Consider the following 14,233-nt stretch of genomic DNA (forward strand, 5'->3'; position numbering starts at 1 on the left):
GGGCCGTTCGCCTACCGAGCTTAGCCGCGTGCCGCGGCTGCTCACCCTGTGAGGGCCATGACATGAGTCATGACACACAGATGTCCCGAAATACCAGCAATCCGGCGTTCGCGGGGGTTATCGCGACAGGTTAGCGCTCAGCGGAACAACTGGATCGGATTCACGATGTCGGCGACCAGCGTGAGCACCATATACGCACCACCGATCACCACTGCGACGTAGGTCACCGGAAGCAGTTTCAGGTAGTCGACCGGACCGCCCGGAGCCAGCCCCTTCCAGCCACGGACGGTATTGCGGATCTTCTCGTAGAGCACCACCGCGATATGCCCGCCGTCCAGCGGCAGCAGCGGCAACAGGTTGAAGGCGCCGAGGAAAAAGTTCAGGCTGGCCAGGACCAGGATGAACACACCCCACAGGCCGCGCTCCGCAGTCTCGCCACCGATCTTGCTCGCGCCGTAGACACTGACCGGGGTTTCCGGATCGCGCTCACCACCGGTGACCGCGGTCCACAGCGCGGAAACCTTCTGCGGCATCTGGGCCAGCGATTCCACCGTGCGCACGAACATCTGCCCGGTATATGCGCCCGCAGCCGGAATCGCGGCCAGCGCGTTGTACTTCAGGGGTTCGTAGTATTCCGAACCGACGCCGACCGCACTGACCTCGCGGCCAGGACCGCCGTCGTCGGGATAGCGAGTGATGCGTTCCGGAGTGACCTCGATGGTCTTGGTCTGACCGCCGCGCTCGATGGTGTAGGTGAACGTACCGGTCTGCTTCTGGGTTTCGGCGGTGAACTGCTGCCAGGTCGTCACCTTCACGCCATTGACGGCCTTGACCACGTCACCGCGCTGCATACCGGCCCGCTGCGCCGGACCGGTGCCCTGGCAGTCGGCAAGCGACTTATCCGGATTCTGCTGGGCTACGCATTTCATCGCACCGATGGTGGTGGCCGGCGGCTGGTCGAAGCGCGGCAGGCCCCAGCCGATAGCAAGCACGACCAGCAGGAGGAAGCCGAGCACGAAGTTCATCGCGATCCCGCCGAACATCACCACCAGGCGCTTCCAGGTGTCCTGGCGGTACATGGCCCGGTCGAGTTCCTCGGGTGCGAGTTCGTCCAATGCGGTCATGCCCGCGATATCGCAGAAGCCGCCGAGCGGGAGCGCCTTGAGGCCGTATTCGGTTTCACCGCGCTGGAACGAGAAAATCTTCGGACCGAAGCCGATGAAATAGCGTCGCACTTTCATGCCGGTGGACTGGGCGGTCCACATATGCCCGCATTCGTGCAGCGCGATCGATATCGTGATGCCGAGGGCGAACAGTACGAACCCCAACGCGAACACCATTTGCTGTACAGCCCTCCTGCGTTGCGCAGCTCGCCTCAAATGAAGTGCGGCCGCCCGCAGCGGCCGCGATTACCCGCACAGGCGCGTCCGTCCGCGCCGCGAGCACCCCGACCACAGTAACCGGACGCCGACCAACCTTCGCTCCCAAGTCTGCCAGGCCACCATTCGGCGGCGCGTCCGATCGCATCGAAGGCCGTTCGGGGCCGACGATCCGCCCGGCCACGCACTTGCGTACGCATGCCGCAAAAGTCACCGGATAGCGCGGGAAATACGCGCTCAGGCGGGGTGGACCAGCGCGCGGGCGTAGTCGCGCGCCCAGGTGTCGGCCGCCAGCACGTCGTCGAGTGTCTCGGGCTCGGCCTGCCACCGATCGGCCGCCTCGACCGCGCGGGCGACGGTGCGCACGATATCCGGGAACCGAATGATCCCGTCCAGGAAGGCTTGCACCGCAATCTCATTCGCCGCGTTGTAAACCGCGGTGACGCTGCCGCCCGCGGTGCCCGCCTGCCTGGCCAGCTCGACCGCCGGGAATACCGCATTGTCGACCGGCTCGAATTCCCAGGTCGACGCGGTGCTGAAGTCGCAGGCAGCCGCCGCGCCCGGCACCCGGTCGGGCCAGCCGAGGGCAAGCGCGATGGGCAGCTTCATATCCGGCGGGCTGGCCTGGGCCAGCGTGGAGCCGTCTTTGAAGGTGACCATCGAGTGCACGATCGACTGCGGATGCACCGTGACATCGATGCGGTCATAGGGCACCCCGAACAGCAGATGCGTCTCGATCAGTTCGAGGCCCTTGTTCACCAGCGATGCCGAATTCAGCGTATTCATCAGCCCCATCGACCAGGTCGGATGCGCCTTCGCCTCGGACGGATGCACCGATTCCAGCATTTCGGTGCTCCAGCCGCGGAACGGACCGCCGGACGCGGTGAGCACCAGCCGGTCCACCTCCTCGGCCCGGCCGCCACGCAGGCACTGGGCGAGCGCGGAATGTTCGGAATCGACCGGCACGATCTGGCCGGGTGCGGCGGCGCGGGTCACCAGCGAGCCGCCCGCGACGAGGGATTCCTTATTCGCCAGCGCCAGCCGGGTGCCCGATTGCAGCGTGGCCAGGGTCGGCTCCAGGCCGAGCGAACCGACCAATGCGTTGAGTACTACATCGGCCTCAGTGCGACGCACCAGTTCGGTGACCGCGCCGGGACCGCTCAGTGCCAGGTCGAGTCGGGTGCCCGCAGCCGGATCCGCGACCGCGACATTGCGGGTCCCGGTGGCGGCCATCTGCGCCGCGAGCAACTCGGTATTGCCGCCGCGCGCGGCCAGGCCGACCACCTCGAACTTGTCGGGATTGGCGGCAATCACCTCGAGCGCCTGGGTACCGATGGAACCGGTGCTGCCGAGCAGAAGGACTCTCACGATGTCGGACACGGCCCCATTGTGGCAGCGGAGCCGGCGACGCGCCGCGAGGCGGTAGCCTGCGTAACCACTCCGCCGATCAAACACAGCCCTGCTGGCTACGACGAGCGGTCGTATGCCACGATATCGGCAGCAACGCCCACACCGAGCTAAGGAGCGATCGTGGCCGCCACGGAACTCGAACCCACCAGTGACCGCGCAATCGTCACCCACGTGGATACCGCCGAGGTTCCGTCCGCCGAATGGGGCTGGAGCGGGGAATCGCGCCGCACCTTCCGTGTCGCGGGCTGGATCGTCTGCGTGATCCTGGTGGCCATGACGATCGGCAACCACAAGGGCCACATCGAGGACGTGTTCCTGATCGGTTTCGCCGCCGTGATCGCGGGCATCATGATCCGCGACTCGATCCTGCGCCGCAAGCCTCGGTAGTCCACACCGAAAGGTATTGACTCGCTTGGGGATACGCCCGCCTAACGCCCTCGTCGTTTGGCGGGCTTTTTCTTGGCTCCGGTGGTCTTGACGACATGTTTTGTCGAGCGCTTGGCGGTGGTCTTCTTCGGCTCGGTCTTCTTGCGCTGAGCCTGGGTGCGTGAGCTGCGTTCCGAGCGACCGCGCACGATACCGACGAAGTCCTCGATCAGGTCGGTGGTCTGTGCGGCGGGCCAGGCCAGGGCGATTTCGGTATCCCGGACGCCCATCATCGTCCGGTAGACGAGGTCGCGGCGGGCATGCAGACGGGCAATGGAATGCGGGACGATGGCGACACCGACACCGGCCGCGACCAATTCGATAGTGCCCGCGATCGCATCGATATCGCTCGAGTCCTGGATTCGTTCGCCTTCCAGATCGCCCATGCCCACCTGTTCGAACAGCGACAGGGTGTGATCCTTGGGCAGCACGACGACAGGAAGCTCTCGGTAGAGCGGAATCGCGCTCAGACCTGCGCGATCGATGGGTAGGCGGACGAAGCAGGCCTCGACGCGCCCGTCCCGCAGCGCGGCGAGTTGTTCGGCCATCGGGATCGCGATCACCTCCAGCGGGGAGTCCGGAAACCGCTCAGCCCAGATGCGCGTCCATTTGGAGACCGTGACGCCAGGTACGAAGCCGACCCGCAGTGCGACCTCCCCCTGGGCCACCGGCTCGGGCTCTTCTTCGGCGCGCGCGATGATGTACCTGGCATCGCGCAGCAACTGCTGTCCGGCCTCGGTCAGCTGCGTCGGCTGCGCACCGGGCACAAAAAGTTTGCTCCCGAGTTCCTGCTCCAAGCCGATCACCGTGTGACTCAACTTCTGCCGCGAAATGTGCAGCGATTTCGCCGCGCGGGCGAAATGCAGTTCCTCGGCAACCGCGACAAACCAGCGCAGGCGGGTCACGTCGATGGACTCGGGGTTCATTCGTATGAGGGTATTGCCATCAGGGCTGTCGACTACCGAGGCGGGTGGTCTGAGGGCGAGACCGGGCCGGATACGCTGTACCGGTGAGCCCGGATAAGAAACCGCAGACCATGAAGCCGCTTACTGCGGCGAACAAACTCGGCATCTACCTTCCGGCGACGCCCGAGGAATTCCGCAACTCGCCGATCTCCCGCGCCGAACTCGAACAGTTGCGCACCAATCCCCCGGCCTGGCTGACCGAACTGCGCAAGACCGGCCCCTTCCCTCGCGATATCGTCGCCCGCAAACTCGGAGTTTCCAATACCGGCCTGGCCCGCGCCGAAGTCTCCGATGCGATGAATGCCGAGGAAATCGCCGCGCTGCTCGCCGACCCGCCGGAATGGCTGATCCGCGAGCGCGAGAACTACGCCGCGGTGCGCGAGGAAAACGAGCGCATCAAAACCCAACAGGCCGAACGCCGCGCCGCCGCCAACCGGCCCGCCAAGAACCGCGCCTAGCACAGCCGCACCCATCTGGGGTGCGGCTGCGTTTCAGCGGAAGTGGTTATGTCGCATCGGGATTCGTGGTGACCAGTTGGCAGCGTCCGTCGGTGCACGAGCGCTGTAATCGGCCACGGGAGAGGGTCTGGAGCAGGCCGATCGCCCAGCACGTCGGGCAGCCACGCAATGCGACGAGGCCGACCGGTAGGAGCAGCAGGCTGACGAGGCCAACCGCTGGCATCAGCGCGAAGGAACCGATTACAGCGCCGAATCCGATTGCGCCACGGACCAAATGGCGAGATAGCGACGCACTGGCGAATTCATCGCGCCCACCCGGTGCTCGACCACCACCTCTCATGGAATCGCTACGCGATGACTTCCTCATTACCGACCTCCAAACTCCGCTGCACCGCCGCACGCGCCCGATGCAGCCGTGATTTCATCGCCGCGGTGCTCAGCCCGAGCAGATCCGCGACCATTCGACCGCTGTACCCCTGCACATCTCGCATGATCAGCACCCGTCGTTGATCGCCGGGCAGCGCCGCGATCGCCGCGGCCACCCGCTCGGCCTCCAGGCGATTGATCGCCTCCTCCTCCGCCGACGCGATGGCCGAGTCGGGAATCGGCTCGGCCCGACGCACATGGAACCGCAGTTGCCGCAGACATTCGTTGCGCACAATCCGAAACATCCACGAGGCCAACGCACCCGATGCCCGCAAGGTCCCGATCTTGCGGTACAGAATGATCAACGCCTCCTGCGCCGCGTCCTCGGCATCCTCCGGCGACGCGCACAGCGAGTACGCGAATCGACGCACGTGCGGATGCGATCCGGACACCAGCGTGGTGATCGACTCGATATCGCCAGCCCGCGCCGCGGCGACGAGATGTTCGTCGGGCCAGCACACCTCGGTCACTTCGACCGGCTCCGCCGCCGCAGCACGGTGATGCTGCACGCGCAAATGAGCAGCGCCCCAACAACAATCGTGGCAATGATCACGACAAACCTCCGATCTCGTGCCGACCGTGTTGCCGACACAGGTATGAGAGGTGTGAACCCGCACAAAGGATTCACCGCCATCGAGTCCCGCAGCTCGATCCACGCGGACAAACGACCAGTCGTTGTTACCATGTGCCCAGGGATATCAAAGGGAGGTGCGGTGGCTGAGGCCGATCGGGCGCCGGTGCGCGTCGATCCATCCAAGCCGAACGCTGCTCGGGTGTACAACTACCTGCTCGGCGGTAAGGACAACTACGAGGTGGACCAGCGAGTCGCCGAGCGAATGCTCGCGGTCGCGCCGGACACCAAGACGACGGCCTGGTTCAGTCGTAAATTCCTCCTCAACGCTGTGGAAGACGCGGCCCATGCGGGGATTCGGCAGTTCATCGATATCGGTGCCGGAATCCCCATCTCACCCAACGTGCACGAGGTGGCACAGAAGGTCGACCCCACGGCACGCGTCGTGATGATCGACTACGACCCGGTCGTGTACGTGCACACCAACGCGCTGCTGTCCGGCACATCCGGTGTCGCATCGATACTCGGTGATATTCGCCGAACGGACGAGATCATCGAGAAGGCGCGGACCGAAGGACAGATCGACTTCGACCAGCCGGTGGCGATTCTGATCGTCGGTGTGCTGCACTTCGTGATGGACGACGAAGCCCCTGCCGGGATCATCGCGAAACTCCGCGATGTGATGGCACCGGGCAGCATCCTGGCCTTCACCCACGGATCGGTCGACACATACTCGGAATTCGTCGCGCAATCGACCGGCGATACCGACGGCAGCTCGGCGCAGGTCCAATTCCGGACCCCGGATATGGTGGCCGCCTTCCTGGACGGTTTCGAGGTGGTCGAGCCCGGTCTGGTGCCGGTACAGGATTGGCTCGACGATGACCTGCCGCGCACCAAGTTGGTGCTTTTGGGCGGAATCGGGCGCAAGCTCTAGGTCGCGGCGAGCGTATCGGCGCGTGCCGCGAGCGCGTCGGCGATCGGACGCGGACGGCGGCCGAGTCCACACGCACTCGCGACGCCGTCCACCGGTCTGCCCAGGGCGTTCTCGATCAACCGTAAGGTCTCGACCTGCTCTGCCACCGTGGGAGTGTCGTGGACTAATCCCGCATAGAAATTGGTGCCCTCGTCGAGTGACAGGTCCGCCAGGGGTGCGTAGAACCCGGGATCCGCCGACGGCGGCATCTCTCCCGCCGCGAACGGACCGTGCACATAGGTCAGCGGCCGATCCGAAGGCCACTGCCGGACAACGGAATTGGCCAGGTCCACGAAGGGGCGCAGATCACGCATGTTGGCCCTGGACTTGTTGTGCATACTGCCGACGCACAGGTGCACGCCGAATCTCGTTCCCGCAGGCGCGGATTCGGCCAGCGCCGCAATCCCCTCGCCAAGGTGCAATGCCGTCTCCACTCGCTGGTGCAATGGCTGCGTCTTCGCCATGATCACCATTTCCGCGGTGGCCTCCAATTGCACGACCACGTCGGGACCGACCAGTTCGTGGATGGCCGCGATGTCGCGCACGGTCGCGTCCCGGAACGCCTTGCGGTGCGACCTGACTCCGGATATGCCCATGGCGACGAATGCCAGGGTGAAATCGGTCGGCATCCCGATCTGGAGGGTTAATTCGGGCAGCTCGCGCGCCGCGCGCAAATCCCGAAATATCGGGAGCGCCTCCTCGGCCTCGGCGAGATAACCGAGGTCCATCATGTCGCCGGTCAGTTCGCGACCGGATGCGACGCGATGGATGGTGCGTTCTCTACTGGACCGCCACGTGCCCGGCTTCTTCACTTCCAATGCGCCCTGCGCCACCAGATCCTCGATGATCGGCTGAATATAGAACTCATAGCGGCGCGTTTCCCCGGTAGGGAGCGTGCGTAGCCGCGGTCCTGCGGCATCGAGCATCGCACGCATAGCGTCGTCCGTACTCGTACCCGGAAAGCTACCGACGAAATGCACACCACGCGAACCCATGCCGTGCATCGTAGATCGCATCTCCGCCACGCAACCCCATAGCTACGGATCTTCGTGTGCGGTATGGTGATTCGCCAGAAGATGGCGCAGCGCACGATATTTCCCATTCGGAGGGAACGCGGTGACGAACAAGCTCTACGCCCGGATGTTGGTGGCCGCTACCGCGGCGGCGACAATGCTCGGTGTCGTACCGGGCGCGGCCGGTGCCGATCCGGCGGCCGCACCCGACCGTTGTCAGGAGATCTCTTTTCCGGTACCGGAGGGGACCTTGGCCGCGACTCTGTGCCTGCCGGATCGGCCGACCGACACCGTCATGGTGTTGATGGCGGGCTCCAATTACAACCACACCTACTGGGATTTCCCTTACGCCCCAGAGACTTACAACTTCCGCCGCGCGATGAACGCCGCGGGTTACGCGACGCTGGTGGCCGATCGACTCGGTAACGGCGCGAGCACCCGCCCGCCGAGCATGTCACTGACCGCGACCGCCACCGCGGAAGCCCTGCACAACATCGTGCAGGCCCTGCGCCACGGGCTCGCGGGCGCACAACCGTTCGGCAAGGTCGTCACCGGCGGTCATTCGCTGAGTTCGGGCACCTCGGTCATGGAGGCCACCACTTACCACGACGTCGACGGCGTACTGCTCACCGGATACTCACACACCCTGAGCGTGCCGGACGTCCTCGGTGTCATCGGCACGTACTACCAGGCCGTGCGGGATCCCGTATTCGCCAGCCGCGGATACGATTCGGGCTATCTCGTGACACAGCCGGGCACTCGGGCCAGCGATTTCTTCGGGCCGGATAATTTCGATCCGCAGGTGCTCGCGATCGACGAGGCGACCAAGGAAACCTTCTCGCTCACCGAATATCCCGACGGGCTCACCTCCACCCTGCCCGGGATGTCGAGCTTCATCACCGCCCCGGTCATGCTGGTCAATGGCAGTTTGGACCGGTTGTCGTGCGGACCCGCCTATTCGATCTGCGCCGATAGCGCGACTCTGCAAACCGCGGAGGCGGCGTTTTTCAGTCCGGCCGCGCGGTTGCGCACCTTCGTGCTGCCCGGCAGCGGACATTCGGTGAATCTCGCACGGAACACCGCGCAGTATCAGGCCGCCGTCGTCGACTGGATGAAGTCGGCCGTCGGATAGCTCAATCTGCCTGCAGTAGTTGACATTCCGCGATCACAACCGGCTGTCCTGCGGAAGGTACGGACGCACCACCGCGGCCGCACGACCTTGCGCCTCGGGATCGCACAGGTAACGCACCTGCTGACCTTCGGCGAGTGCGCGATAGCCCGGCACATCGATATGGCTGTATTCGACGAACACCGGCCACTGCCGGACACCGTCGGGTTCGATGAAGCCGAACCCACGCTGTTCGTCGAACCAGGCCACCGTACCGGTCAGCCATACCGAGGTCGGATCGATAACGCTGCTCATCGTAGCCTCCGCGAGGTCGGGATCGGCGATACCCCCGCATCCGGCCTACCCGCGAATGGCACTGGTAAACACTACTTTTCAGGGCGCGAGATCGTCGCGCAACCGGGAGACATCAACTCGATTAGTCGACTCGATCCGGGGTAGGTCGCAGATGTGGTCCGAACCGGGGCCGCAGATAGTTCCAACTACCGAAAAGGAGTGCCGACCATGGCAGATCCGAAGAACCCCGGGCAGTTCGGTAATCGCAAGGACACCCAGGAGCAGGCCAGCAAGGGTGGAAAGGCCAGCACCGGCAGCTTCGGCCAGAAAAACGCCGCAGACCCGCATGAGGCCGGTCGTAAGGGCGCACAGGCGCAGCCGACGGCGGCCAAGCAGAAGGGCGGCCAGCACAGCCACAGCGGCAGCTAGCTCCACCTGTCGAACGGGCCTCGGTCATCTCGATCCGGGGCCCGTTCGTATGCGTCGAATATCACCGGCGAACCTGGGTAAGCGCCGGACATGGTCACCTTCGGATATTTCTTAGCCAGCGAACAGTTCGGGCCGAAAGAACTCGTCGAGCAGGCCAAACGCGCCGAACAGGCCGGATTCGAACGGCTGTGGATCTCCGACCATTTCCATCCGTGGAATGACGCCCAAGGGCACAGCCCCTTCGTGTGGGGCACCATCGGAGCGCTCTCGCAGGCCACCGACCTGCCGATCACCACGGCGGTCACCTGCCCTACCGTCCGCATTCATCCCGTCATCATCGCGCAGGCCGCCGCGACCGCCGCCGTCCAACTCGACGGCAACTTCGTTCTCGGCGTCGGCAGCGGTGAGGCACTCAACGAGCACATTCTAGGCGATCCGTGGCCATCGCCCACGGTCCGGCTCGAAATGCTGGAGGAGGCGGTCCAGCTGATTCGGCGGCTGCACCGCGGCGGTAACGTCAACCACCGCGGCCAGTACTACACCGTGCAGGACGCCAGAATCTATACCCTGCCCGATGCTCCGGTGCCGATCTATATCTCCGGATTCGGCCCGCAGGCAACGCAATTGGCGGCCCGCATCGGTGACGGCTTCTGCACCGTGCTGCCCGACGCCGATGCGGTCGACACCTTCCGTACCGCGAGCGGAGGCGCGAAACCGGTACAGGCGGGCGCCAAGGTCAGCTGGTCCCGCGACGAGGAGTCGGGTCTGGACGCCGCACATCGCCTTTGGGCCAATGAGCTGTTGCCGGGCCAACTTTCCCAAACACTGCCGCGGCCGCGCGATTTCGAGGACGCGATGAGCCTGATCGATCGCGAATCCACCCGCGACCACTTCGCCACCGGGCCCGATCCGGAACGTCATATCCGCCAACTTCAGCAGTATCTCGATGCCGGTGTCGACGAACTGTACGTCCAACAGATCGGGCCCGATCTGGATGGCTTCTTCACCGCATGGGAGAAGGAGATCCAGCCCGCCCTGAACTGACCCGAGGCTTAGGGCTGAACCGAGACGGTTAGGGGTGAACCGAGACGGTCAGGCCGGTACCGCGACGGTCGCCCGGTTCCAGACCCGGTGCCGGGCAACCGCATTCGCGAATGCCTCGATGAAGTCCTCGGTCACGCCCGCACCGCTGGCGGTCGTGGTGAAGACGCCTGCTTGCGCGTCCTGATCGGTATCGGATAGGAGACCGACGACCCGCAGCAGCGTGACACCGTCGCCGAAGCCGCCGATCGCTTTGACGTGTTTGAACGCCTCCAGGACGAAATGCACCGCCGCGCCATTGCCCGCCAGCGTGTCGGCGGACTGTTTTCCACCCGCGACGAGCACCGCATCGTAGAGAACCGACGCGACGGTGGCCAGCGACCGGTCCACGGCGAGGGTTTCACCGTCACTGCCGTCACCGCCCAGCGTACCGGCATGCGGCGCAAGCACTTCGGGGATGGCACCACGCTCGGTCAACCACGATTTGATGCGACGTACACCCAGGGTGTCCACCCCGTCAGCAGCCAGGATCGCGATCTTGCGGGTCGCGATGGTGTCGGTGACGGTATTCAGTTGCGACAGTGCGGGAGATACCACCGCCTCCCGATCGCCCGAGTCCGGTTGCGGTACCGGCATACCCAGTTCACCCGCGACCCGCTCGGCCAGCTCCGGCTCGATCTGCACCAGATGTTCGAGCACCCTGGCCCGGATGGCCACCCGCTCCACCTTGCCGAGTTCGAAGGCGAAGGCGGCGACGATATGATCGGCCTCCGGCGGTGACATACTGCGCCAAAACATTCGCGGCTGGCGGTAGTACTCCCGAAAACTGTTGGCACGCTGACGAATAGCTGATCCTGTAAGTGGCTCAGCGTAGTGCTGGAACATCTCGGTGTTCGCCAATGCCGGACAACCGCCGCCGATGGTGTTCTTGGTATACGCGGCCTCGCCCTGCGGAATGGCGTGTTGGCCGTAGCCATCCTGCTGGTGATTGCGCACATCGGCGACCGGCCGGTTGATCGGCAGCTGGGCGAAGTTCGGCCCGCCCAAGCGGATCAACTGGGTGTCCAGGTAGGAGAAGTTGCGCAACTGCAGCAGCGGATCATCGGTGAAATCGATACCGGGCACCAGATTGGCTGTGTGGAAGGCTACCTGCTCGGTCTCGGCGAAGAAGTTGTCCGGATTGCGATCCAGCACCATGCGGCCGACCGGCTGCACCGGAACCTGTTCTTCCGGAATGATTTTCGTCGCATCGAGCAGGTCGAAGTCGAAGCCGAATTCGTTCTCGTCCGAGACCAGCTGCACGCCCAGCTCCCACTCCGGATACTGGCCCGCCGCGATGCAGTCCCACAGATCGCGCCGATTGAAGTCGGGATCACGTCCGGCGATCTGCTGACACTCGTCCCACACGAGCGAATGCACGCCCAGTTTCGGTGTCCAGTGGAACTTCACGAAGGTGCCTCGGCCCTCGCTGTTGACGAGTCGGAAGGTGTGCACACCGAAGCCCTGCATCATGCGATAGCTGCGCGGCAATGCCCGGTCCGACATCAGCCACATGATCGCGTGCAGCGTCTCCGGTTGCTCCCCGACGAAGTCCCACAGGGTGTCGTGCGCGGAGGCAGCCTGCGGAATCTCGTTGTGCGGCTCGGGCTTCACCGCATGCACGAAGTCCGGGAATTTGATTCCGTCCTGGATGAAGAACACCGGGAAGTTGTTGCCGACAAGATCGTAATTGCCCTGGGCGGTATAGAACTTCGTCGCGAAGCCACGCACGTCGCGCACGGTATCGGCGGATCCGCGCGAGCCGGCGACAGTCGAAAACCGGACGAACACCGGTGTTTCCACGCTCGAATCGGTGAGGAAGCGGGCGGTGGTGAAATCGCTGAGCCAGCCATCGTAGGGCCGGAAGTGTCCGTAGGCGCCCGCACCTCTGGCATGGACAACCCGCTCCGGAATCCGCTCGTGATCGAAGTGGGTGATCTTCTCTCTGGCATGGAAATCGGCGAGCAGCGTCGATCCGCGCTCCCCTACTTTCAGGGCGTCATCGGTGCTGTCCACCCGTACGCCCTGCTGTGTGGTGAGCTTCCCCTGTTCGCGATCTACCCGGTATCGGTCCAGCTGGCGCTGCTTCTCATTCGATGCGCCGTTCTTGTTCGTCGCGTCGGTCACGCCGCTCACCCCTCGGTCTTGCGGCGCCAATCACGCACCGCGTCGCGAATCCGGTCGAAGAGCGCAAGTGGCGGTCCGGCAACGATATTCACCAGTGCCGACTCCCCCGCCTCCGGATGCGGCCGGGTCGGGGCGACGGCCTCAGCGACCCGCACGACATCGGCGAGCACCGCGCTCTCATTGGCGGAGATGTCTTGGCGCAGCTGGTCGAATTCCTCCTTCTCCTCCAGATCGGCGTGTTCGATCACCGATTCGGCGAAGGAGCGGAACTTGGTATCGAAGTCCTCATGCTGCACACCCATGTCGTAGAGCTCGGCCAGCGCGTGCTTGGCCTCTTGCTCTTCGTGCAACCTGCTGTCGACAACGCTGGCGGGCACCGATGTGCGCCGTGATGCCGGATGCACCACTTCCTCTTCGGCGCTCTCGTGCACCGCCAGTGCGCGAACCAACTCCTCGAACGGCTCCCGCTTGGCCGCACCCTGCGCAAGCTGCACTTTTTCGATCAGGCCCTTGATCAGTTCGTGCTGTGCCAGCAAGAGCGTGACGACGTCTTCCTTCTGACCGGTGGCCATTGCGTACCTCCTCGATCGGGGACGGAGCCACCGCGGCTCCTCTCGTCCGCGCATACCCGCAAGCGGAACACTCACACCTGAGACGGAGACAGTGCGGACGAGCCGGAGCCGAGCCGGATCGCAGGTCGCGGTCAGTCCGTAGACACCGCCTCCACCACGCCGCCGGTATCGGCATTGCCGAGCGCGACGGCCACATCGGCCTGCGCCACAATGCCCACCAACTGGTCGCCGTCGAGCACCGGCACCCGGCGGATCTGATGCACCGACATCACATTGAGCACCTCATCGGCATCAGTGCCCGCCTGCACCGTGATCGGTGTGCCCTCGGCCAGTTCTCCGGCCTTGACGCCGAGCGGATCCTTGTTCTCGGCAAGTACCTTCACCACGATGTCGCGGTCGGTCAGCATGCCCTCGAGCCGATTGTCCTCACCGCAGATCGGGAGCGCGCCCACACTCAGCTGTTTCATCAGCTTGGCGGCCTCCACCACCGAATCGCTGGATCGCACGCACTGCACACCTTCGGTCATGAGTTCACGAGCGGTTGTCACGGTTGTCCTCCCAATTCGTCGCGAGCAATTCGGGTTCGCGGTACCCGTCGCGTTGCCCGATACACCCTTGATTGATCCCGAACATCCGGGGTATCCGCACGAACGAGACGATCCATCCGAACGGAGAGGACGCCATGTTTCCTGGACACGACCAGCCCGAATCCGATCGGCTGCGCTCCGACTTCCCGGACCGCGCACGCAACACCAGAAACCACGCGGGCGAATTGATCGCCGACACCCACAACTGGCCCGGCGTCATCCTGGTGCTGCTCGGCGTAGTCGCTGCCGCCCTGACGCTCACCGCCGCAGGCTACGGATTCGCCGGTTGGGCCATCGTGGCAGGAATCGCCACCGTCGTCTGCCTGATCTGCGGCGGCGGGCTAATCCTCGCCGAACACCGCCGAGTCAAGGCCGACGAGGGCCGCGACCTGCTCGAGCCGGGCGGTCACTGACA

General features: G+C 64.6%; 16 protein-coding genes. 7 read left to right on the plus strand and 9 right to left on the minus strand.

The features are described from left to right. Positions 1 to 137: 137 nt before the first annotated feature. A complete protein-coding gene (locus ACIBJI_RS22785; protein WP_364341643.1) occupies positions 138 to 1,340 on the minus strand; it encodes a site-2 protease family protein in 1,203 nt (400 codons plus the stop codon). 276 nt (positions 1,341 to 1,616) lie between these two features. Further along, positions 1,617 to 2,759 carry a 1-deoxy-D-xylulose-5-phosphate reductoisomerase gene (gene dxr, locus ACIBJI_RS22790; RefSeq protein ID WP_364341645.1) on the minus strand — a complete coding sequence of 381 codons (1,143 nt, stop codon included), beginning with the start codon at positions 2,757 to 2,759 and terminating at the stop codon, positions 1,617 to 1,619. Between the two features lie 150 nt (positions 2,760 to 2,909). Here dxr and ACIBJI_RS22795 point away from each other — a divergent pair, with 150 nt between their 5' ends. Continuing rightward, a complete protein-coding gene (locus tag ACIBJI_RS22795; protein ID WP_364341647.1) occupies positions 2,910 to 3,176 on the plus strand; it encodes a DUF2631 domain-containing protein in 267 nt (88 codons plus the stop codon). Between the two features lie 41 nt (positions 3,177 to 3,217). On the opposite strand, the gene ACIBJI_RS22800 is transcribed toward ACIBJI_RS22795, so the two are convergent. Continuing rightward, positions 3,218 to 4,141, minus strand: a complete 924-nt coding sequence (locus ACIBJI_RS22800) for a LysR substrate-binding domain-containing protein (protein ID WP_364341649.1) — start codon at positions 4,139 to 4,141, stop codon at positions 3,218 to 3,220. 83 nt (positions 4,142 to 4,224) lie between these two features. Between ACIBJI_RS22800 and ACIBJI_RS22805 the strand changes: the two genes are divergently transcribed. Next, positions 4,225 to 4,638 (plus strand): DUF5997 family protein, encoded by a 414-nt coding sequence (locus ACIBJI_RS22805; protein WP_364341651.1) that lies wholly within the window; start codon positions 4,225 to 4,227, stop codon positions 4,636 to 4,638. Positions 4,639 to 4,985: 347 nt separating this feature from the next. Here the strand turns inward: ACIBJI_RS22805 and ACIBJI_RS22810 are convergent, their stop codons facing one another. Continuing rightward, entirely contained in the window at positions 4,986 to 5,573 is a 588-nt protein-coding gene (locus ACIBJI_RS22810; RefSeq protein ID WP_364341653.1) for an RNA polymerase sigma factor, read from the minus strand. 204 nt (positions 5,574 to 5,777) lie between these two features. On the opposite strand from ACIBJI_RS22810, the gene ACIBJI_RS22815 reads away from it, so the two are divergent. Beyond that, positions 5,778 to 6,569 (plus strand): SAM-dependent methyltransferase, encoded by a 792-nt coding sequence (locus ACIBJI_RS22815; protein WP_364341655.1) that lies wholly within the window; start codon positions 5,778 to 5,780, stop codon positions 6,567 to 6,569. Here the strand turns inward: ACIBJI_RS22815 and ACIBJI_RS22820 are convergent. Next, complete coding sequence (locus ACIBJI_RS22820; RefSeq protein ID WP_364341657.1) at positions 6,566 to 7,603, minus strand: hypothetical protein; 1,038 nt, start codon at positions 7,601 to 7,603, stop codon at positions 6,566 to 6,568. The two genes, ACIBJI_RS22815 and ACIBJI_RS22820, sit on opposite strands and share 4 nt — an antisense overlap. A gap of 121 nt (positions 7,604 to 7,724) precedes the next feature. Between ACIBJI_RS22820 and ACIBJI_RS22825 the strand changes: the two genes are divergently transcribed. Beyond that, positions 7,725 to 8,753, plus strand: coding sequence for an alpha/beta fold hydrolase (locus ACIBJI_RS22825; protein WP_364341659.1), 1,029 nt, complete (start codon positions 7,725 to 7,727; stop codon positions 8,751 to 8,753). A 33-nt stretch (positions 8,754 to 8,786) separates the two neighbouring features. Here ACIBJI_RS22825 and ACIBJI_RS22830 read toward each other — a convergent pair whose 3' ends face one another. After that, positions 8,787 to 9,044: a cold shock domain-containing protein gene (locus tag ACIBJI_RS22830; protein WP_364341661.1), complete on the minus strand. Its 258-nt coding sequence runs from the start codon at positions 9,042 to 9,044 to the stop codon at positions 8,787 to 8,789. 207 nt (positions 9,045 to 9,251) lie between these two features. Here ACIBJI_RS22830 and ACIBJI_RS22835 point away from each other — a divergent pair, with 207 nt between their 5' ends. Continuing rightward, positions 9,252 to 9,452 (plus strand): hypothetical protein, encoded by a 201-nt coding sequence (locus ACIBJI_RS22835; protein WP_364341663.1) that lies wholly within the window; start codon positions 9,252 to 9,254, stop codon positions 9,450 to 9,452. 90 nt (positions 9,453 to 9,542) lie between these two features. Next, positions 9,543 to 10,496: a TIGR03557 family F420-dependent LLM class oxidoreductase gene (locus ACIBJI_RS22840; RefSeq protein WP_364341665.1), complete on the plus strand. Its 954-nt coding sequence runs from the start codon at positions 9,543 to 9,545 to the stop codon at positions 10,494 to 10,496. A gap of 48 nt (positions 10,497 to 10,544) precedes the next feature. On the opposite strand, the gene ACIBJI_RS22845 is transcribed toward ACIBJI_RS22840, so the two are convergent. The 3 genes from ACIBJI_RS22845 to ACIBJI_RS22855 all read right to left on the minus strand — a co-directional run bounded on the left by ACIBJI_RS22845 (position 10,545) and on the right by ACIBJI_RS22855 (position 13,779). Continuing rightward, positions 10,545 to 12,659 (minus strand): catalase, encoded by a 2,115-nt coding sequence (locus tag ACIBJI_RS22845; RefSeq protein WP_364341667.1) that lies wholly within the window; start codon positions 12,657 to 12,659, stop codon positions 10,545 to 10,547. 5 nt (positions 12,660 to 12,664) lie between these two features. Then, the gene (locus ACIBJI_RS22850; protein ID WP_397085588.1) at positions 12,665 to 13,231 is read right to left on the minus strand and encodes a hemerythrin domain-containing protein; all 567 of its coding nucleotides are present in this window, start codon (positions 13,229 to 13,231) and stop codon (positions 12,665 to 12,667) included. A 131-nt stretch (positions 13,232 to 13,362) separates the two neighbouring features. Further along, positions 13,363 to 13,779 carry a CBS domain-containing protein gene (locus ACIBJI_RS22855; protein WP_364341671.1) on the minus strand — a complete coding sequence of 139 codons (417 nt, stop codon included), beginning with the start codon at positions 13,777 to 13,779 and terminating at the stop codon, positions 13,363 to 13,365. A 134-nt stretch (positions 13,780 to 13,913) separates the two neighbouring features. Between ACIBJI_RS22855 and ACIBJI_RS22860 the strand changes: the two genes are divergently transcribed. Next, on the plus strand, positions 13,914 to 14,231 hold the full coding sequence (locus tag ACIBJI_RS22860) for a hypothetical protein (protein WP_364341673.1): 318 nt from the start codon (positions 13,914 to 13,916) through the stop codon (positions 14,229 to 14,231). The last annotated feature ends 2 nt before the right edge of the window (positions 14,232 to 14,233 follow it).

The sequence above is a fragment of the Nocardia sp. NPDC050408 genome, from assembly GCF_044458905.1.
Classification (GTDB): domain Bacteria; phylum Actinomycetota; class Actinomycetes; order Mycobacteriales; family Mycobacteriaceae; genus Nocardia.